At 41.9% G+C, this 13,897-nt stretch carries 15 protein-coding genes; 14 read left to right on the forward strand and 1 reads right to left on the reverse strand.

Annotated features, from left to right (window positions below; all coding sequences use genetic code 11):
• Positions 1-18 precede the first annotated feature (18 nt).
• Genes ybeY through recO form a run of 5 tightly spaced genes read left to right on the forward strand, consistent with a single transcriptional unit; the run spans position 19 to position 3,013 of the window.
• On the forward strand, positions 19-489 hold the full coding sequence (gene ybeY / locus ACFOZY_RS11715; protein WP_378156142.1) for an rRNA maturation RNase YbeY: 471 nt from the start codon (positions 19-21) through the stop codon (positions 487-489).
• The gene (locus ACFOZY_RS11720; protein WP_378155633.1) at positions 482-838 is read left to right on the forward strand and encodes a diacylglycerol kinase family protein; all 357 of its coding nucleotides are present in this window, start codon (positions 482-484) and stop codon (positions 836-838) included. The genes ybeY and ACFOZY_RS11720 overlap by 8 nt, the downstream gene beginning before the upstream one ends.
• 56 nt (positions 839-894) lie before the next feature.
• The gene (locus tag ACFOZY_RS11725; RefSeq protein ID WP_378155636.1) at positions 895-1,308 is read left to right on the forward strand and encodes a cytidine deaminase; all 414 of its coding nucleotides are present in this window, start codon (positions 895-897) and stop codon (positions 1,306-1,308) included.
• Positions 1,289-2,209 carry a GTPase Era gene (gene era, locus ACFOZY_RS11730; RefSeq protein WP_378155638.1) on the forward strand — a complete coding sequence of 307 codons (921 nt, stop codon included), beginning with the start codon at positions 1,289-1,291 and terminating at the stop codon, positions 2,207-2,209. The genes ACFOZY_RS11725 and era overlap by 20 nt, the downstream gene beginning before the upstream one ends.
• A gap of 15 nt (positions 2,210-2,224) precedes the next feature.
• Complete coding sequence (gene recO / locus ACFOZY_RS11735) at positions 2,225-3,013, forward strand: DNA repair protein RecO (RefSeq protein WP_378155640.1); 789 nt, start codon at positions 2,225-2,227, stop codon at positions 3,011-3,013.
• A gap of 159 nt (positions 3,014-3,172) precedes the next feature.
• Here recO and ACFOZY_RS11740 read toward each other — a convergent pair whose 3' ends face one another.
• The gene (locus ACFOZY_RS11740) at positions 3,173-4,549 is read right to left on the reverse strand and encodes a glycine--tRNA ligase (RefSeq protein ID WP_378155642.1); all 1,377 of its coding nucleotides are present in this window, start codon (positions 4,547-4,549) and stop codon (positions 3,173-3,175) included.
• A gap of 333 nt (positions 4,550-4,882) precedes the next feature.
• Here ACFOZY_RS11740 and ACFOZY_RS11745 point away from each other — a divergent pair, with 333 nt between their 5' ends.
• The 9 genes from ACFOZY_RS11745 to ACFOZY_RS11785 all read left to right on the forward strand — a co-directional run bounded on the left by ACFOZY_RS11745 (position 4,883) and on the right by ACFOZY_RS11785 (position 13,857).
• The gene (locus ACFOZY_RS11745; protein WP_378155644.1) at positions 4,883-5,521 is read left to right on the forward strand and encodes a helix-turn-helix transcriptional regulator; all 639 of its coding nucleotides are present in this window, start codon (positions 4,883-4,885) and stop codon (positions 5,519-5,521) included.
• An 11-nt stretch (positions 5,522-5,532) separates the two neighbouring features.
• Entirely contained in the window at positions 5,533-6,339 is an 807-nt protein-coding gene (locus ACFOZY_RS11750) for a pyruvate, water dikinase regulatory protein (RefSeq protein WP_378155646.1), read from the forward strand.
• A gap of 224 nt (positions 6,340-6,563) precedes the next feature.
• Positions 6,564-8,390, forward strand: coding sequence for a DNA primase (gene dnaG / locus ACFOZY_RS11755; protein WP_378155648.1), 1,827 nt, complete (start codon positions 6,564-6,566; stop codon positions 8,388-8,390).
• 31 nt (positions 8,391-8,421) lie between these two features.
• Positions 8,422-9,534, forward strand: coding sequence for an RNA polymerase sigma factor RpoD (gene rpoD / locus ACFOZY_RS11760; RefSeq protein WP_378155650.1), 1,113 nt, complete (start codon positions 8,422-8,424; stop codon positions 9,532-9,534).
• A 147-nt stretch (positions 9,535-9,681) separates the two neighbouring features.
• The gene (locus tag ACFOZY_RS11765; protein WP_378155653.1) at positions 9,682-10,224 is read left to right on the forward strand and encodes a hypothetical protein; all 543 of its coding nucleotides are present in this window, start codon (positions 9,682-9,684) and stop codon (positions 10,222-10,224) included.
• A 72-nt stretch (positions 10,225-10,296) separates the two neighbouring features.
• Entirely contained in the window at positions 10,297-11,445 is a 1,149-nt protein-coding gene (locus tag ACFOZY_RS11770; protein WP_465251163.1) for an acyl-CoA dehydrogenase family protein, read from the forward strand.
• A gap of 137 nt (positions 11,446-11,582) precedes the next feature.
• Complete coding sequence (locus ACFOZY_RS11775) at positions 11,583-11,954, forward strand: c-type cytochrome (RefSeq protein ID WP_378155655.1); 372 nt, start codon at positions 11,583-11,585, stop codon at positions 11,952-11,954.
• A 95-nt stretch (positions 11,955-12,049) separates the two neighbouring features.
• On the forward strand, positions 12,050-12,742 hold the full coding sequence (locus ACFOZY_RS11780) for a tRNA (adenine(22)-N(1))-methyltransferase (RefSeq protein ID WP_378156146.1): 693 nt from the start codon (positions 12,050-12,052) through the stop codon (positions 12,740-12,742).
• Positions 12,739-13,857: a Nif3-like dinuclear metal center hexameric protein gene (locus ACFOZY_RS11785; RefSeq protein WP_378155657.1), complete on the forward strand. Its 1,119-nt coding sequence runs from the start codon at positions 12,739-12,741 to the stop codon at positions 13,855-13,857. The genes ACFOZY_RS11780 and ACFOZY_RS11785 overlap by 4 nt, the downstream gene beginning before the upstream one ends.
• The last annotated feature ends 40 nt before the right edge of the window (positions 13,858-13,897 follow it).

Genomic DNA, 13,897 nt, shown 5'->3' on the forward strand with positions numbered 1-13,897 from the left:
ACTTTCTTGGAACTAATGATGGACGTTAATGACCAAACCGGATCTATCGGTGAGGAAACAGTTGAATTTATTGAAAAACTTTTAAAACATGCTGCAGAAAAGGAAGGCATTACAAAGGACACAGAAATCTCTTTGACATTCGTGACGAATGAAGAAATTAAGGAAATTAACCGAGAGTACCGTGGGAAAGATTCTCCGACTGATGTCATTTCATTCGCTATGGAGGAGCAGGGCGAAGGTGAAATCGAAATAATCGGAGAAGAAAGTATGCCTACAGTATTAGGTGACATCATCATTTCGATCGAGCGTGCAAAGGAACAGGCTGAAGAGTATGGACATAGTTATAAACGTGAACTTGGCTTTTTGACAGTCCACGGCTTCCTGCATTTACTCGGTTACGATCATATGAACGAAGAGGATGAGAAAGAGATGTTCGGTAGACAAGACGAAATCCTACATTCGTTCGGTTTACGGCGAGAAGATGTTTAATCTACGAAAGTTGCTCCTCTCCTTTAAATTTGCGTTTGAAGGGATAGTCCATTCCATTAAGACTGAGCAGAATATCCGGTTCCATCTGTTAGCAACGATGGTTGTGATGATAGCCGGTCTATTGACCGGACTGGATAAAGGGGAATGGATTATCATCTTCATTCTGATTGGCGGTATGCTCTCACTTGAGTTGATAAACACTGCCATTGAACGTGTGGTTGACTTGGTTTCCCCTGGATGGCAGCCATTGGCTAAGCAGGCAAAAGACGCTGCAGCAGGCGCCGTTCTTGTATTTGCAACAATAAGTGCTATAATCGGAATACTCATCTTTTTGCCAAAATGGTTTTAAAGATCTGGATAAAAGATTAAGAGGGAGCCGTTTGCTCTATGAGGGAGTTTGGACTAATGGAAACGAAAAATTTAATTGAACAATCGAAAAAAGCGAGAGAAAAGGCTTATGTACCGTACTCCAAGTTTCAAGTCGGTGCAGCTTTATTGACAGAAGACGGCCAAGTGTTTCATGGCTGTAATATCGAAAACGCAGGATACTCAATGACCAACTGTGCAGAACGTACAGCAATGTTTAAGGCAGTTTCAGAAGGGCACCGCAAGTTTGCTGCGATCGCAGTCACAGCAGACACTGAAGGCCCAGTTTCTCCGTGTGGCGCATGTCGACAAGTGCTTGCCGAATTTTGCAGTCAGGACATGCCTGTATACTTGACTAATTTGAAAGGCGATATTTTGGAAACAACTGTGGGAGAACTTCTTCCCGGGTCATTTTCAGCGGAGGATATGGAATATGCAGAACGGGGAGAATAAAGGCTTCAAATCAGGGTTTATTTCAATTATCGGACGTCCAAACGTCGGGAAATCCACATTTCTCAATCGGGTAATCGGACAAAAGATTGCCATTATGAGCGATAAACCACAAACTACCCGAAACAAAGTTCAGGGCGTGTTGACCACTGATCAGAGCCAAATGGTTTTCATTGATACGCCAGGGATCCATAAACCGAAGCATAAGCTTGGTGACTTCATGATGAAGGTTGCACAAAATACGTTGCGTGAAGTGGATGTCATCTTATTCATGGTGAATGCTTCTGAACCGATTGGTAAAGGTGACCGTTTTATATTGGAAATGCTGGAAGGGAATAAGACTCCAGTATTTTTAGTGATCAATAAGATTGACCTCGTCCATCCTGATGAGTTGTTAAATATTATTGATTCCTATCAATCAGAGTTCAGTTTTGCTGAAATTCTTCCGATTTCAGCTATACAAGGTAATAACGTTGATCGATTATTGGAAACGATCGGCAAGTATTTGCCAGAAGGACCACAATATTATCCCGCTGACCAGGTGACAGATCATCCTGAACGGTTCATCATCTCTGAACTCATCCGCGAAAAAGTGCTTCACCTGACAAGAGAAGAGATCCCCCATTCTGTGGCGGTAGTAATTGAAAAAATTGCTCGTGACGAAGAGAAGGATAATATGATCCGGGTGATGGCGACAATAGTTGTGGAACGGGATTCACAAAAAGGGATCGTGATCGGTAAAAGAGGGGCTCTTTTAAAGGAAGTTGGAACGTTGGCAAGGCATGATATCGAAATGCTTTTAGGCAGTAAAGTGTTCCTTGAACTATGGGTGAAAGTACAGAAGGATTGGCGCAATAAATCCCTGCACTTACGGGATTTTGGATTCAGGGAAGACGAATATTAAAGGAGTTGAAGACAATTGCTCAATAGATGGGAAGGGATTGTCTTAAAAACTCGCCCTTATGGTGAATCCAATAAGATTGTTACCATTATGACCAGGGAAGCAGGAAAGGTCACGGGTATGGCAAGGGGAGCTAAAAAACCGGCTAGCCGTCTGGCTGCTGTGACCCAGCCATTTACCCATGGCTCCTTTCTCATACAGAAAGGCCGTGGAATGGGCACGATTCAACAAGGGGAACCGATGGAGTCCATGCGACATATTGCACAGGACATAGAGGCGACAGCATACGTCAGTTATATCATCGAACTGATTGATAAACTGGTAGAAGAGGACCACTCCATGCCCCAAGTTTTTGAGTTGCTCCTGCAAGCACTCCATGCGATTTCGGAGGAGTATGATCCGGAGGCAATTGCGCTGTTTGTGGAGTGGAAGATGCTTCCTATTGCTGGAGTGCATCCAATTCTTCATCAGTGCTCAAATTGTGGAGCGACTGAAGGGGAGTTCGCCTTTTCGTTCAAATTTAACGGTTTCCTTTGTCACCGTTGTTTTGAAATGGATCCATATTTAATTCGCTTGAATCCCCAACTTGTTCGATTAATCCGGATGATGTACACAGTACCGATAGAACGAGTAGGGAACATCAGCTTAAAAAGGGAGACGAAAAATTTCCTGAAGAAGATCGTTCGTACGATCTACGAGGAACAAACGGGCATCCGTTTGAAGTCCAGGTCATTCCTGGACCAACTCGAACGCACCCCTGAGCTAAGAACCAACAGGGAAGAGCATAAAACAGATTCTGTCGAATAAAAATAAAAACTGTTTGGTCCAGTAAAGGATCAAACAGTTTTTTTAGTTTTTGAAAAAAGTTCCTGGATTAATAGCTACAGGAGGACGGTCCGAGGCTTGGCGCGAGCCCGCGGAAAGCGACCGCCTGGAGCGATTGCTCCAGCAATTATTAAACTGTTATTAGAACTCTAAGTGTTTCTCAATATATGCTTTTACATCTGCAATTGGCATACGAACTTGCTCCATTGAGTCACGGTGACGAACTGTCACTTGTTTATCTTCAACTGAATCGAAATCATATGTGATGCAGAATGGCGTTCCGATTTCATCTTGACGGCGGTAACGTTTACCGATTGACTGAGACTCATCATAATCCACCATGAAATGCTTTTGAAGTTCTGAGTAAACTTCGGTTGCCCCTTCGTTAAGCTTCTTCGACAACGGAAGAATTGCTGCTTTGTATGGTGCAATCGCAGGGTGGAAACGAAGAACAGTACGAGAATCATCGTTGTCCAAAGCTTCTTCTTCGTAAGCGTTGCACAGGAACGCAAGTGTTACACGATCTGCTCCTAATGATGGCTCGATGCAATAAGGGACATATCGTTCGTTTGTGACCGGATCAATATAATTGAAGTCTTCTCCGGAATGCTCCATATGACGCTTTAAGTCAAAGTCCGTACGATCAGCAATACCCCATAATTCGCCCCAACCGAATGGGAATTTGTATTCAATATCTGTCGTAGCATTGGAGTAGTGGGAAAGCTCATCTTCATCATGGTCGCGGAGACGCATATTGTCTTCTTTGATCCCTAAATTGAGCAACCAGTTTTTGCAATACTCACGCCAGAAAGAGAACCATTCCATGTCTTCCCCTGGTTTGCAGAAGAATTCAAGTTCCATTTGTTCAAATTCTCGTGTACGGAATGTAAAGTTACCTGGTGTGATTTCATTCCGGAAGCTTTTACCTACCTGAGCGATACCGAATGGCATTTTCTTTCGCATGGAACGCTGAACATTTTTAAAGTTAACGAAAATCCCTTGAGCCGTTTCTGGACGCAGGAAGATTTCGTTCGTGGAAGATTCAGTGACGCCTTGGTGAGTTTTGAACATTAAATTGAACTGACGGATTTCAGTGAAATCCTGTGCACCGCAATCTGGGCATTTAATTTCATGTTCATCCATAATGTCCTTCATCTTATCAAACGGCATTCCATCAACAAACATTTCGATTCCTTTAGCTTCAAGCGCATTTTCGATGAGCTTGTCGGCACGGTGACGGGCTTTACATTGCTTACAGTCAACCATCGGATCGTTAAAGTTACCGACGTGTCCTGATGCAACCCAAACTTGAGGGTTCATAAGAATGGCAGCGTCCAACCCTACGTTGTAAGGGGACTCTTGAACAAATTTCTTCCACCAAGCCTTCTTAATATTATTTTTCAGTTCTACACCTAGTGGACCGTAATCCCAAGTGTTTGCTAATCCTCCATAAATGTCGGATCCCGGAAAAACAAATCCCCGATGTTTTGCTAATGCTACTACTGCTTCCATTGTCATATCTTTTCCCTCCATAACATAAAATAGCACCCGTCCCCGGACGTTTCCGTCCGGGGACGGGTGCGTAATGACCCGCGGTTCCACCCCGATTGATTGTCAAAAGACAATCCACTTTGAGATAAAATGGCTCCAGGCTGCCTTTTCCCAGCGTTACAGGCTTTCACTATCCCTGCTCGCTTCGTACTGGTACTTATAATCCCTTCAGCGCCTATTCAACTATGGCTATATTGTAGCATGGTCCGAATTTCTTAGCAATAAACACGCAGATAAGATATAATGACTAATAGTAATAATTAACTTAAATTATGCTACTTTATTTATTGCACTGAGGCGGTGGGTCCCATAGAACTCAATAAACGTCAAGAAGAAATATTAGAAATCGTAAAAGGGAATGGACCTATAACAGGTGAACATATAGCAGAACGTCTAAATTTGACAAGGGCTACCTTACGGCCAGACCTTGCCATCCTGACGATGGCAGGCTTCTTGGATGCACGGCCCCGGGTAGGCTATTTTTATTCCGGAAAAAAGGCAGGGCAGGACCTTTCAGAAAGTGTAATGAACATGAAGGTAAAGGATTTCCAATCTATCCCTGTAGTTGTTTCAGAGAAGGTTTCTGTTTACGATGCAATCGCCCAAATGTTCCTCGAAGACGTCGGGACTTTGTTTGTAGTCAATGAACAATCATTATTGACCGGTGTATTATCGAGAAAAGATTTACTACGATCAAGTATAGGAAATAAGGAAATCAGCAAAATTCCTGTCCATATCATCATGACCAGAATGCCGAACATCACTTACTGTTTTAAGCATGATCCTTTATTGCATGTGGCAAAGAAATTAATCGAGAAACAAATTGATGCATTGCCTGTTGTGGCAGAGCACGAAAACGGTCTTGAAGTCATTGGCAGGATTACGAAAACAAATATAACGGCAGCGTTCTTATCGCTTGCTGAAAACCATGACTTGTAAGGAGGACCGTGATGAAAAGACTGAGAATTTTCATTGTATCCGATTCTATCGGTGAAACAGGTGAGCTGGTGGCAAGAGCGGCTATCAGCCAGTATCAGAACGGTTCCAGCATTTCCATTAAACGGTTTCCGCAAATAGATACGTTTGAGCATTTGCAGGAAATAGCCGTTTTGGCTAAAGAACAACGTGCCATGATTCTTTATACGTTAGTTAAAAGAGAGATGCGGGATTTCATTAAGAAAGAATGTTCATTGCATAGTTTGCATTGTATCGACCTTTTAGGGCCAACAATGAATGCGTTGGAACGTGAATTGGATGAACAACCGATCGAGGAACCGGGACTTGTGAGAAAATTAGATGATGATTATTTCAAAAAAATCGAAGCGATTGAATTTGCGGTAAAATATGATGATGGAAGAGATCCACGAGGTTTGTTGACTGCTGATATTGTCCTGATCGGTGTATCCCGGACGTCAAAAACTCCACTTTCCCAATACTTGGCGAACAAGCGATTTAAAGTAGCCAATGTACCGCTTGTTCCCGAAGTGGAACCTCCGGAAGAGTTGTTCCTGATTGACCCCGCAAAATGCTTTGGTTTAATCATTTCACCGGAGAAATTAAATTCTATCCGCCGGGAAAGATTAATTGCCCTTGGATTAAGTGATGATGCCAATTATGCTAAACTTGAACGGATTAATTCCGAGATTCGCCATTTCGAACGTATTGTCGAACGCATCGGCTGTCACGTAATTGATGTAACGAACCGTGCAGTTGAGGAAACGGCAAACTTGATCATTAACCAGATTCAGCAGAACTAAGTAAAGAAATGAATAGGAATGGACCTGCCGTGGTAGGGAGGTTCATTCTTCTTTTTTCGGTTGCAAACATGTTTTCAATAGATTTTTATAAACAAACGTTTTATAATGAAAAATTGTGGTAAAAATACTTAATGATTCGTGTTTCACCGTAAAAGTAAAATTTTTGTCGAAATTTGAAGGGTTTTTATCATTTATCTCGAATTACATTTGAGTAGGAAGTAAAGATGGTGAGAGAGTTGCGAATCGCAGAAGAGACAATCGAAGAAATTCGTTCGAAAACAGACATTGTAGAGTTTATAAGTGAATATGTCAGTTTGACGAAAAGGGGAAGAAACTGGTTCGGACTTTGCCCGTTCCATGGGGAAAATACCCCTTCGTTTTCTGTCTCTGAGGACAAGCAGATTTTCCATTGTTTCGGTTGTGGCGCTGGTGGTAATGCCATTACATTTTTAATGGATATTGAAAACATCCCATTTGTGGAGGCAGTGGCTAAAATAGGGGAACGAATAGGAATCCATGTTGATGCAGCTCCCCAGTCCCATGAAGAGTCAACACCCGCTTCCAAGGAAGCAGACCGCTTGATTGAAATGCATAAAATCGCTTCTAATTTCTATCATCATCTGCTATTGAATACAGTTGAGGGAGAGAATGCATTAAGTTACTTGAAAAAAAGAGGATTTTCAAGAGATCTTATCGAAAAGTATGGAATCGGATGGTCATTACCGAATTGGGATTCCCTATCTTTATTGCTACAGCGAAATGGTTTTGGCTTAGAAGAGGCTGAAAAAGCCGGACTCGTCATTTTAAGAGAGAATGGTGATGGCGCTTTTGATCGATTTAGGGGAAGAGTTATGTTTCCACTACACGACGATCATGGAAAAGTTATTGGATTCTCTGGAAGGATCATTGACGACCAAGACGAACCAAAATACTTGAATAGCCCGGAAACACCGATTTTTAACAAAGGGAAACTTTTATATAACCTTCACCGGGCACGTGTTCCCATCCGTAAAAACGGGAAAATTATCTTATTTGAAGGTTTTATGGATGTCATCGCAGCAAGTAAATCGGGTATTGAACATGCAGTAGCAACAATGGGCACTTCGCTCACTCCTGCACATATCGGAAAGATCAAACGTCTCGCGAACCATGTCGTTGTATCGACAGACGGTGACTCTGCCGGTTGGGAAGCAGCAAAAAGATATTCGGAAATGTTGAAAAACGAAGGGCTTCAAACCGATATCGCCGTTCTTCCTGAAGGATTGGATCCAGATGAATACATCAACAAATTTGGTCCAGAGGACTTTGCAGAAAAGATTATCGGGAAACCTCATTCTTTCTTGGCATTCATTATGATGTATGCAAGGAGAAACAAAAATTTCAAATTCGAGAATGATCTGCTCCAATATATCCATGAGGTGCTTGAACATCTCGTAGGGCAGTCTTCACCGGTGGAGCGTGATCTATACATCCGCCAGCTGAGTGAGGAAACAAAAATATCTGAAGAAGCGATTCTTCAACAATTTCGTAAGATGGAAGGCAAAATTGCCAAACTGTCTAAAAAAGAAGAAAATAGCCGACAATCACCTATACAGGCGAAAATTGAAAAAAAACGTCCATTAAATAAGGTGGACAGGGCAGAAAGAATATTATTAGCCCACATGTTGCATAATGTAGAAATATTCGATCGTATTAGTGAAGAGTCTGAACAACCCCCATTTTTCCATGATCCGTTTTTAGCTGTCTATTTTCGGTTAGCCGGGTTTTATGAAGAATACGAAAAAGCGGATTTTCAACGGTTTTTGGAGATGCTTGAAGACTCATCCCTAAGAAAAATTGTGATGGAAGCATCGATGACAGAACGCGATCCTGACCATACGGAAGAGGAAATCACAGACTGTCTTCGTCAAATAAAAAAATACCGGATTGAACTTTCGATCTCGGAAAAGCTTCAAGAATCAAAGGAAGCGGAAAAGCTTCATGATCATGCCAAGGCTCTGGAGCTTGCAAGGGAAATCATTAATCTAAGGAAATCATTATCGGCTGTCTAATAAGTCCGGTTTGTATTAAGGAGGAACAGGTATGGCGAACAAATCTGAGGAATCAAAAGAAGTGGAACAAGAACTGACAATTGAAGAAGTGAAGGCGCAACTGATAGAAGCTGGTAAGAAAGCAGGCGAACTAAGCTTTGATGATGTGACGGAAAAACTTTCTTCTTTTGAATTGGAACCGGATCAGTTCGATGAATTTCTGGATCAAATCGAAGCACAAGGAATTGAACTTGACCGGAAGGACCACGAAGAGAACGGCGAGAAAGATTCCGAAGAGACTTTCGATCTGAATGACTTGAGTGTGCCTCCTGGCGTAAAAATCAACGATCCAGTCCGGATGTATTTAAAAGAGATTGGCCGGGTGGACCTCTTATCAAGCGAAGAGGAAATCGAGCTTGCTAAACGAATTGAACAGGGCGATGAAGAAGCAAAAAAACGCCTTGCCGAGGCGAACTTGCGGCTCGTAGTCAGTATCGCTAAAAGATATGTCGGGCGTGGGATGTTATTCCTTGACTTGATTCAGGAAGGAAATATGGGTCTGATTAAGGCGGTCGAGAAATTTGACTACCGAAAAGGATTTAAGTTCAGTACGTATGCGACTTGGTGGATTCGTCAGGCAATTACTCGTGCAATTGCGGACCAAGCACGAACAATTCGGATACCGGTCCATATGGTGGAAACCATCAATAAGCTGATTCGTGTACAGCGTCAATTGTTGCAGGATTTAGGCCGTGAGCCTTCTCCTGAAGAAATTGGCGAGGAAATGGATTTGCCAGCTGAAAAAGTTCGCGAAATCCTCAAAATTGCACAAGAACCAGTCTCTCTTGAAACTCCTATCGGTGAAGAAGATGATTCCCACTTGGGCGACTTCATTGAAGACTCGGATGCGCAATCACCGTCTGATCATGCGGCATATGAATTATTGAAAGAGCAGTTGGAAGATGTCCTTGATACTTTGACGGATCGTGAAGAAAACGTTCTTCGTCTACGTTTTGGTTTAGATGATGGTCGTACAAGAACACTTGAAGAAGTCGGTAAAGTATTTGGTGTTACGCGGGAACGTATTCGTCAAATCGAGGCTAAGGCACTTCGCAAGTTAAGACATCCATCCAGAAGCAAACGTTTAAAGGACTTTTTGGAATAAATTCAATCAACCGTCCTCGAAGCTCATGAGCTTCAAGGACGGTTTTTTTTGACTATCAATCGTTATCGATAATAATAGAAAACGGAGATTGAATACTTATATAGTTTGATATAATAACAGTAGATTACGTGTTAGGTGGTAGTGGTCTTGAAGGATCAAAGGAAATCCATAATCGTAAACGAAATTCATTTTTGGAAGAAGAATCAGATGCTTCCGGAACATTATTGTGATTTTTTGCTTGCGCTATACGAGCAAGAGGAACAAAGTCATAAACCACAAAAAACGAAAAAATCCATTTTAAGCAAAGAAAGTTCGATCGCGGTACTGTGGCAGATGGTACTTGTAATTACTACCATAGTAGTTCTCTTATTTGTTTTCTACTCAACAAACTTGTGGGTTCCGATCATACTTAGTTTGTTAATGCTTTTCATATTAATCGGTGCAACGTATTATTTCACTAAGAAAACGATAAAAGCACCGGTCCTTTATGTGTTACTGGCTTTAATCTTATTAGGGCTTTCAATGAAAATATGGCTGCTCTATTTTAACGACCAACCGATTGTATTGATTGTCGTCATGTTCATCCATTGCGTACTATGGATAATTGCAGGGAGAGTTTTAAAACAGGTTTATTTTGTAATATCCGGCATTGCTGGAGTTCTGATCACTTTATATTATCTATTTTTCTGACACTCTATTCCTTGTGACATAGGGTGTTTGTTTTATATAATGGGAAATGTAAGCGCGTTCAAACAAAAGGGGATGAAAAAGTTGAATTTCGATTTAACGGATGAACAACAAATGATCCGGCGAACCATTAAGGAGTTCGCGGATGAGGTAGTAGCACCAGGAGCAGTAGAACGTGATCGTTCAAAAGAATTTCCAGTGGAAATTTTCCAGCAGCTTTCTGATATGGGGATGATGGGGCTGCCATTTCCAGAGGAATACGGCGGTGCAGGTGCTGATACAATCAGCTTTGCCATTGTAACAGAAGAGTTAAGCAGAGCATGCGCATCCACTGGTATTACATATTCTGCACATATTTCACTCGGTGGTGCTCCATTAAATCTCTTCGGTACAGAGGAGCAAAAACAGAAATATTTGACGCCAATCTGTTCAGGAGAGTCATTCGGGGCATTCGGGTTGACTGAACCGAACGCTGGTAGTGATGCAGGAGGTACAGAAACGACGGCAATAGAAGATGGCGATGAATGGGTCATTAACGGAAGCAAAGTGTTCATTACAAATGCAAGTTACGCGAAGCATTTAGCGATTACAGCAATAACAGGTGTGAAGGATGGAAAAAAAGAAATTAGCGCAATAATAGTGCCGACAGATGCTGAAGGCTTTAAGGTAATTGATAACTATGAAAAAATGGGTCTGAATGCCTCGAATACGACCGAATTGATCCTTGAAAATGTACGGGTTCCGAAAGAGAACTTATTAGGAGTCCGTGGTAATGGATTCCGCCAGTTCCTGACGACATTGGACGGAGGAAGGATCGGAATCGGAGCAATGGCAGTCGGGATAGCTCAGGCGGCATTTGATCGGGCACTCCAATACGCAAATGAGCGTAAACAATTCGGAAAGACTTTGTCCCAATTCCAAATAACCCAGTTCAAACTTGCTGATATGGCACTTAAGATTGAATTAGCCCGAAATATGGTTTATAAGGCTGCTTGGCTTAAGGATCAAGGCCGACCATTCTCAAAAGAAGCTTCCATGTGTAAATTATATGCTTCTGAAATAGCCATGGAAGTTGCAGATGAGGCGATTCAAATCCATGGTGGATACGGCTATATGAAAGAGTATGAAGTAGAGCGTTATTTGCGGGATGCAAAATTGCTTGAAATCGGTGAAGGAACCTCCGAAGTTCAGAAAATGGTCATTTCACGATTGATCGGTTGCTGAATTTGTGACTAATTTGTCACAATGAAATTGCTTCTTGGCTTTAAATACTTTCAGTTTTGGATGTAATGCAGTACAATATGGATTGTGAACTGATTCTCATTTCAGTATTAGTATACTTCTGAGGGAGGAAATACGTAATGAAAAACCCTGTTGTACCTTATATCCTTATTATGGCGTTTGGTATCGGTCTTATCTTCTTCATGTCGATTTACGGCGTGGACAAACAAGAGGAAATCGCATTAGAAAATGGCGAAGAACAATCTTCTGATAGCCAATCTGAAACACAAGCTGATTCTAACAAAGCATTCGATCCTGAATCATTTGTACAAGAAAGCTGCATCGGATGTCACGGTAACGCTTTAGAAGGCGCTTTCGGACCAGCATTGAAAGGTACTTCACTTTCCAAAGATGAAATCGTAGAAGTGCTTCAAAATGGTAAAGGTCAGATGCCTGCATTTAAAGATGTTGATCAAGCTGCAATAGCTGATTACATCCTTTCATTGGAATAGAATTACCAGAAACCTCTGTCTTCAAGGACAGGGGTTTTTCTATGCAACTATATTCCACTTCCGCTACAATAATCGAAGAGGTAGGTGCAAGTAAATTGAATTCACAAAAGTTATCGAAACGCTTGGAAACAGTTGCTTCATATGTCCCGAAAGGTTCCAGGTTAGCAGATATTGGGAGCGATCACGCATATTTACCATGTTATTTAGCCCATCAAGGGATGATCGATCGTGCAATAGCTGGTGAAGTCGTGAAAGGTCCTTATGAATCAGCGGTTAAAGAAGTCAAGAAGGAAGGGCTTCAGAACTCGATTGTTGTCAGGCTGGCTGATGGTCTGGATGCGATAAGGGAAAGTGATCAAATCGATACCATCACGATTGCAGGAATGGGCGGACCTTTAATAGTATCTATCATTGAAAAAGGGAAGACGAAATTAACTAATGTCCAGCGTCTTATATTACAGCCGAATGTTCATGCTAAAGCGATCAGGGAATGGGCAGTGAACAATGAGTGGAAGCTGATTGATGAAAAGATTTTGAAAGAAGATCGTAAAATTTATGAAGTGCTTGTGTTAGAGCGTGGAACTGTCAACTACTCAGATGTTGAAACGTTGATGGGGCCTTTCTTATTAAAAGACAAAAACTTAATTTTCCTTGAAAAATGGAACAGTGAAGTGAACCAATGGAGACGAATAGTAGATTCCCTAAATTTAGCTACTGAAGACCAAACCATGCGTAAAGAAGAGTTGGAAAAGCTTATATCACTAGTGGAAGGTGAGATAGGACAATGAAAAAAGTGAACGGACATGAAATCATTCAGTTATTTGAGGAATGGTCTCCAAAGAAATTTGCTGTAGAGGACGATCCGATAGGGTTGCAGGTTGGCAGGCTAAATGAAGAGACCGAGAAAGTTTTAGTGACATTAGATGTAAATGAAAAAGTTGTGGATGAAGCGATTGAGAAGGGTGCAAAACTGATCATTGCCCATCATCCACCCATTTTCAGGCGCCTCAAGCATATACGGACAGACTTACCGCAAGGCAGAATGTTTGAAAAATGTATTAAACATGATATCTCCATCTACGCTGCACATACAAATTTGGATGTAGCTCCAGGCGGGGTCAATGATTTGTTGGCGGAAATCTTAGAATTGGAACAATGTGAAGTGATGGAAGTTTCCTATTCAGAGCCACTTTACAAGCTGGCGGTTTTTGTACCTGTATCTCATGCAGATATAGTCAGGGATGCACTTGCTAAGGCAGGTGCTGGAGCTATTGGTGACTATAATGGATGTTCTTTCTCAACAGTGGGAACAGGCAGATTTACACCGGGAAATGGAGCAGATCCCTTTATAGGTGAAAACGGGAAACCGGAAGTGGTAGAGGAAGAGCGTATTGAGGTTGTCCTTCCGCAATCGATTAGAAGTAAGGTGCTGCATGCCATGATAAAAGCACATCCTTATGAAGAAGTTGCGTATGATTTCTTCCAGCTTGACCAACGAACAAATGATTTCGGCTTAGGTCGTGTAGGGAAGCTGAAAACTGACATGACTTTACATGACTTTGCAGAATTTGTGAAAGACCGTCTTTCCGTTCCTGCAGTTCGTGTAGTTGGTGACTTGAATGCCAGAGTCCGGAAGATTGCAGTGTTAGGCGGGGACGGTAATAAATATATTTATGCAGCTAAACGTAAGGGTGCCGATGTATTTGTTACGGGTGACTTATATTATCATGTAGCACATGACGCTTTAGATCTTGGTCTCTCTGTTGTAGATCCTGGACATAATGTAGAAAAGGTCATGATAGAGGGGGTTGTCCGAAAAATGACTAAGTTATGTTCGGAACGGGGCTATAATTGCGAATTTGTCGCCTCCGATATAAATACAGAACCTTTCAAGTTTATTTAAAAAGCTGGTCCGCCGTCACGTTGTGACAAGTGGACCAGCT

The sequence above is a fragment of the Chungangia koreensis genome, assembly GCF_042651785.1.
GTDB classification, from domain to species: Bacteria; Bacillota; Bacilli; order Bacillales_A; family Planococcaceae; genus Chungangia; species Chungangia koreensis.

Bases quoted from the DNA above. Each gene is read 5' to 3' on its own strand.
- ACFOZY_RS11775 (WP_378155655.1), top strand. From the start codon at position 11,583: ATGAAAAACCCTGTTGTACCTTATATCCTTATTATGGCGTTTGGTATC.
- ACFOZY_RS11725 (WP_378155636.1), top strand. From the start codon at position 895: ATGGAAACGAAAAATTTAATTGAACAATCGAAAAAAGCGAGAGAAAAG.
- ACFOZY_RS11770 (WP_465251163.1), top strand. From the start codon at position 10,297: ATGAAAAAGTTGAATTTCGATTTAACGGATGAACAACAAATGATCCGG.
- ybeY (WP_378156142.1), top strand. From the start codon at position 19: ATGGACGTTAATGACCAAACCGGATCTATCGGTGAGGAAACAGTTGAA.
- ACFOZY_RS11720 (WP_378155633.1), top strand. From the start codon at position 482: ATGTTTAATCTACGAAAGTTGCTCCTCTCCTTTAAATTTGCGTTTGAA.
- dnaG (WP_378155648.1), top strand. From the start codon at position 6,564: ATGGTGAGAGAGTTGCGAATCGCAGAAGAGACAATCGAAGAAATTCGT.
- ACFOZY_RS11740 (WP_378155642.1), bottom strand. From the start codon at position 4,549: ATGACAATGGAAGCAGTAGTAGCATTAGCAAAACATCGGGGATTTGTT.
- rpoD (WP_378155650.1), top strand. From the start codon at position 8,422: ATGGCGAACAAATCTGAGGAATCAAAAGAAGTGGAACAAGAACTGACA.
- ACFOZY_RS11785 (WP_378155657.1), top strand. From the start codon at position 12,739: ATGAAAAAAGTGAACGGACATGAAATCATTCAGTTATTTGAGGAATGG.
- era (WP_378155638.1), top strand. From the start codon at position 1,289: ATGCAGAACGGGGAGAATAAAGGCTTCAAATCAGGGTTTATTTCAATT.
- ACFOZY_RS11750 (WP_378155646.1), top strand. From the start codon at position 5,533: ATGAAAAGACTGAGAATTTTCATTGTATCCGATTCTATCGGTGAAACA.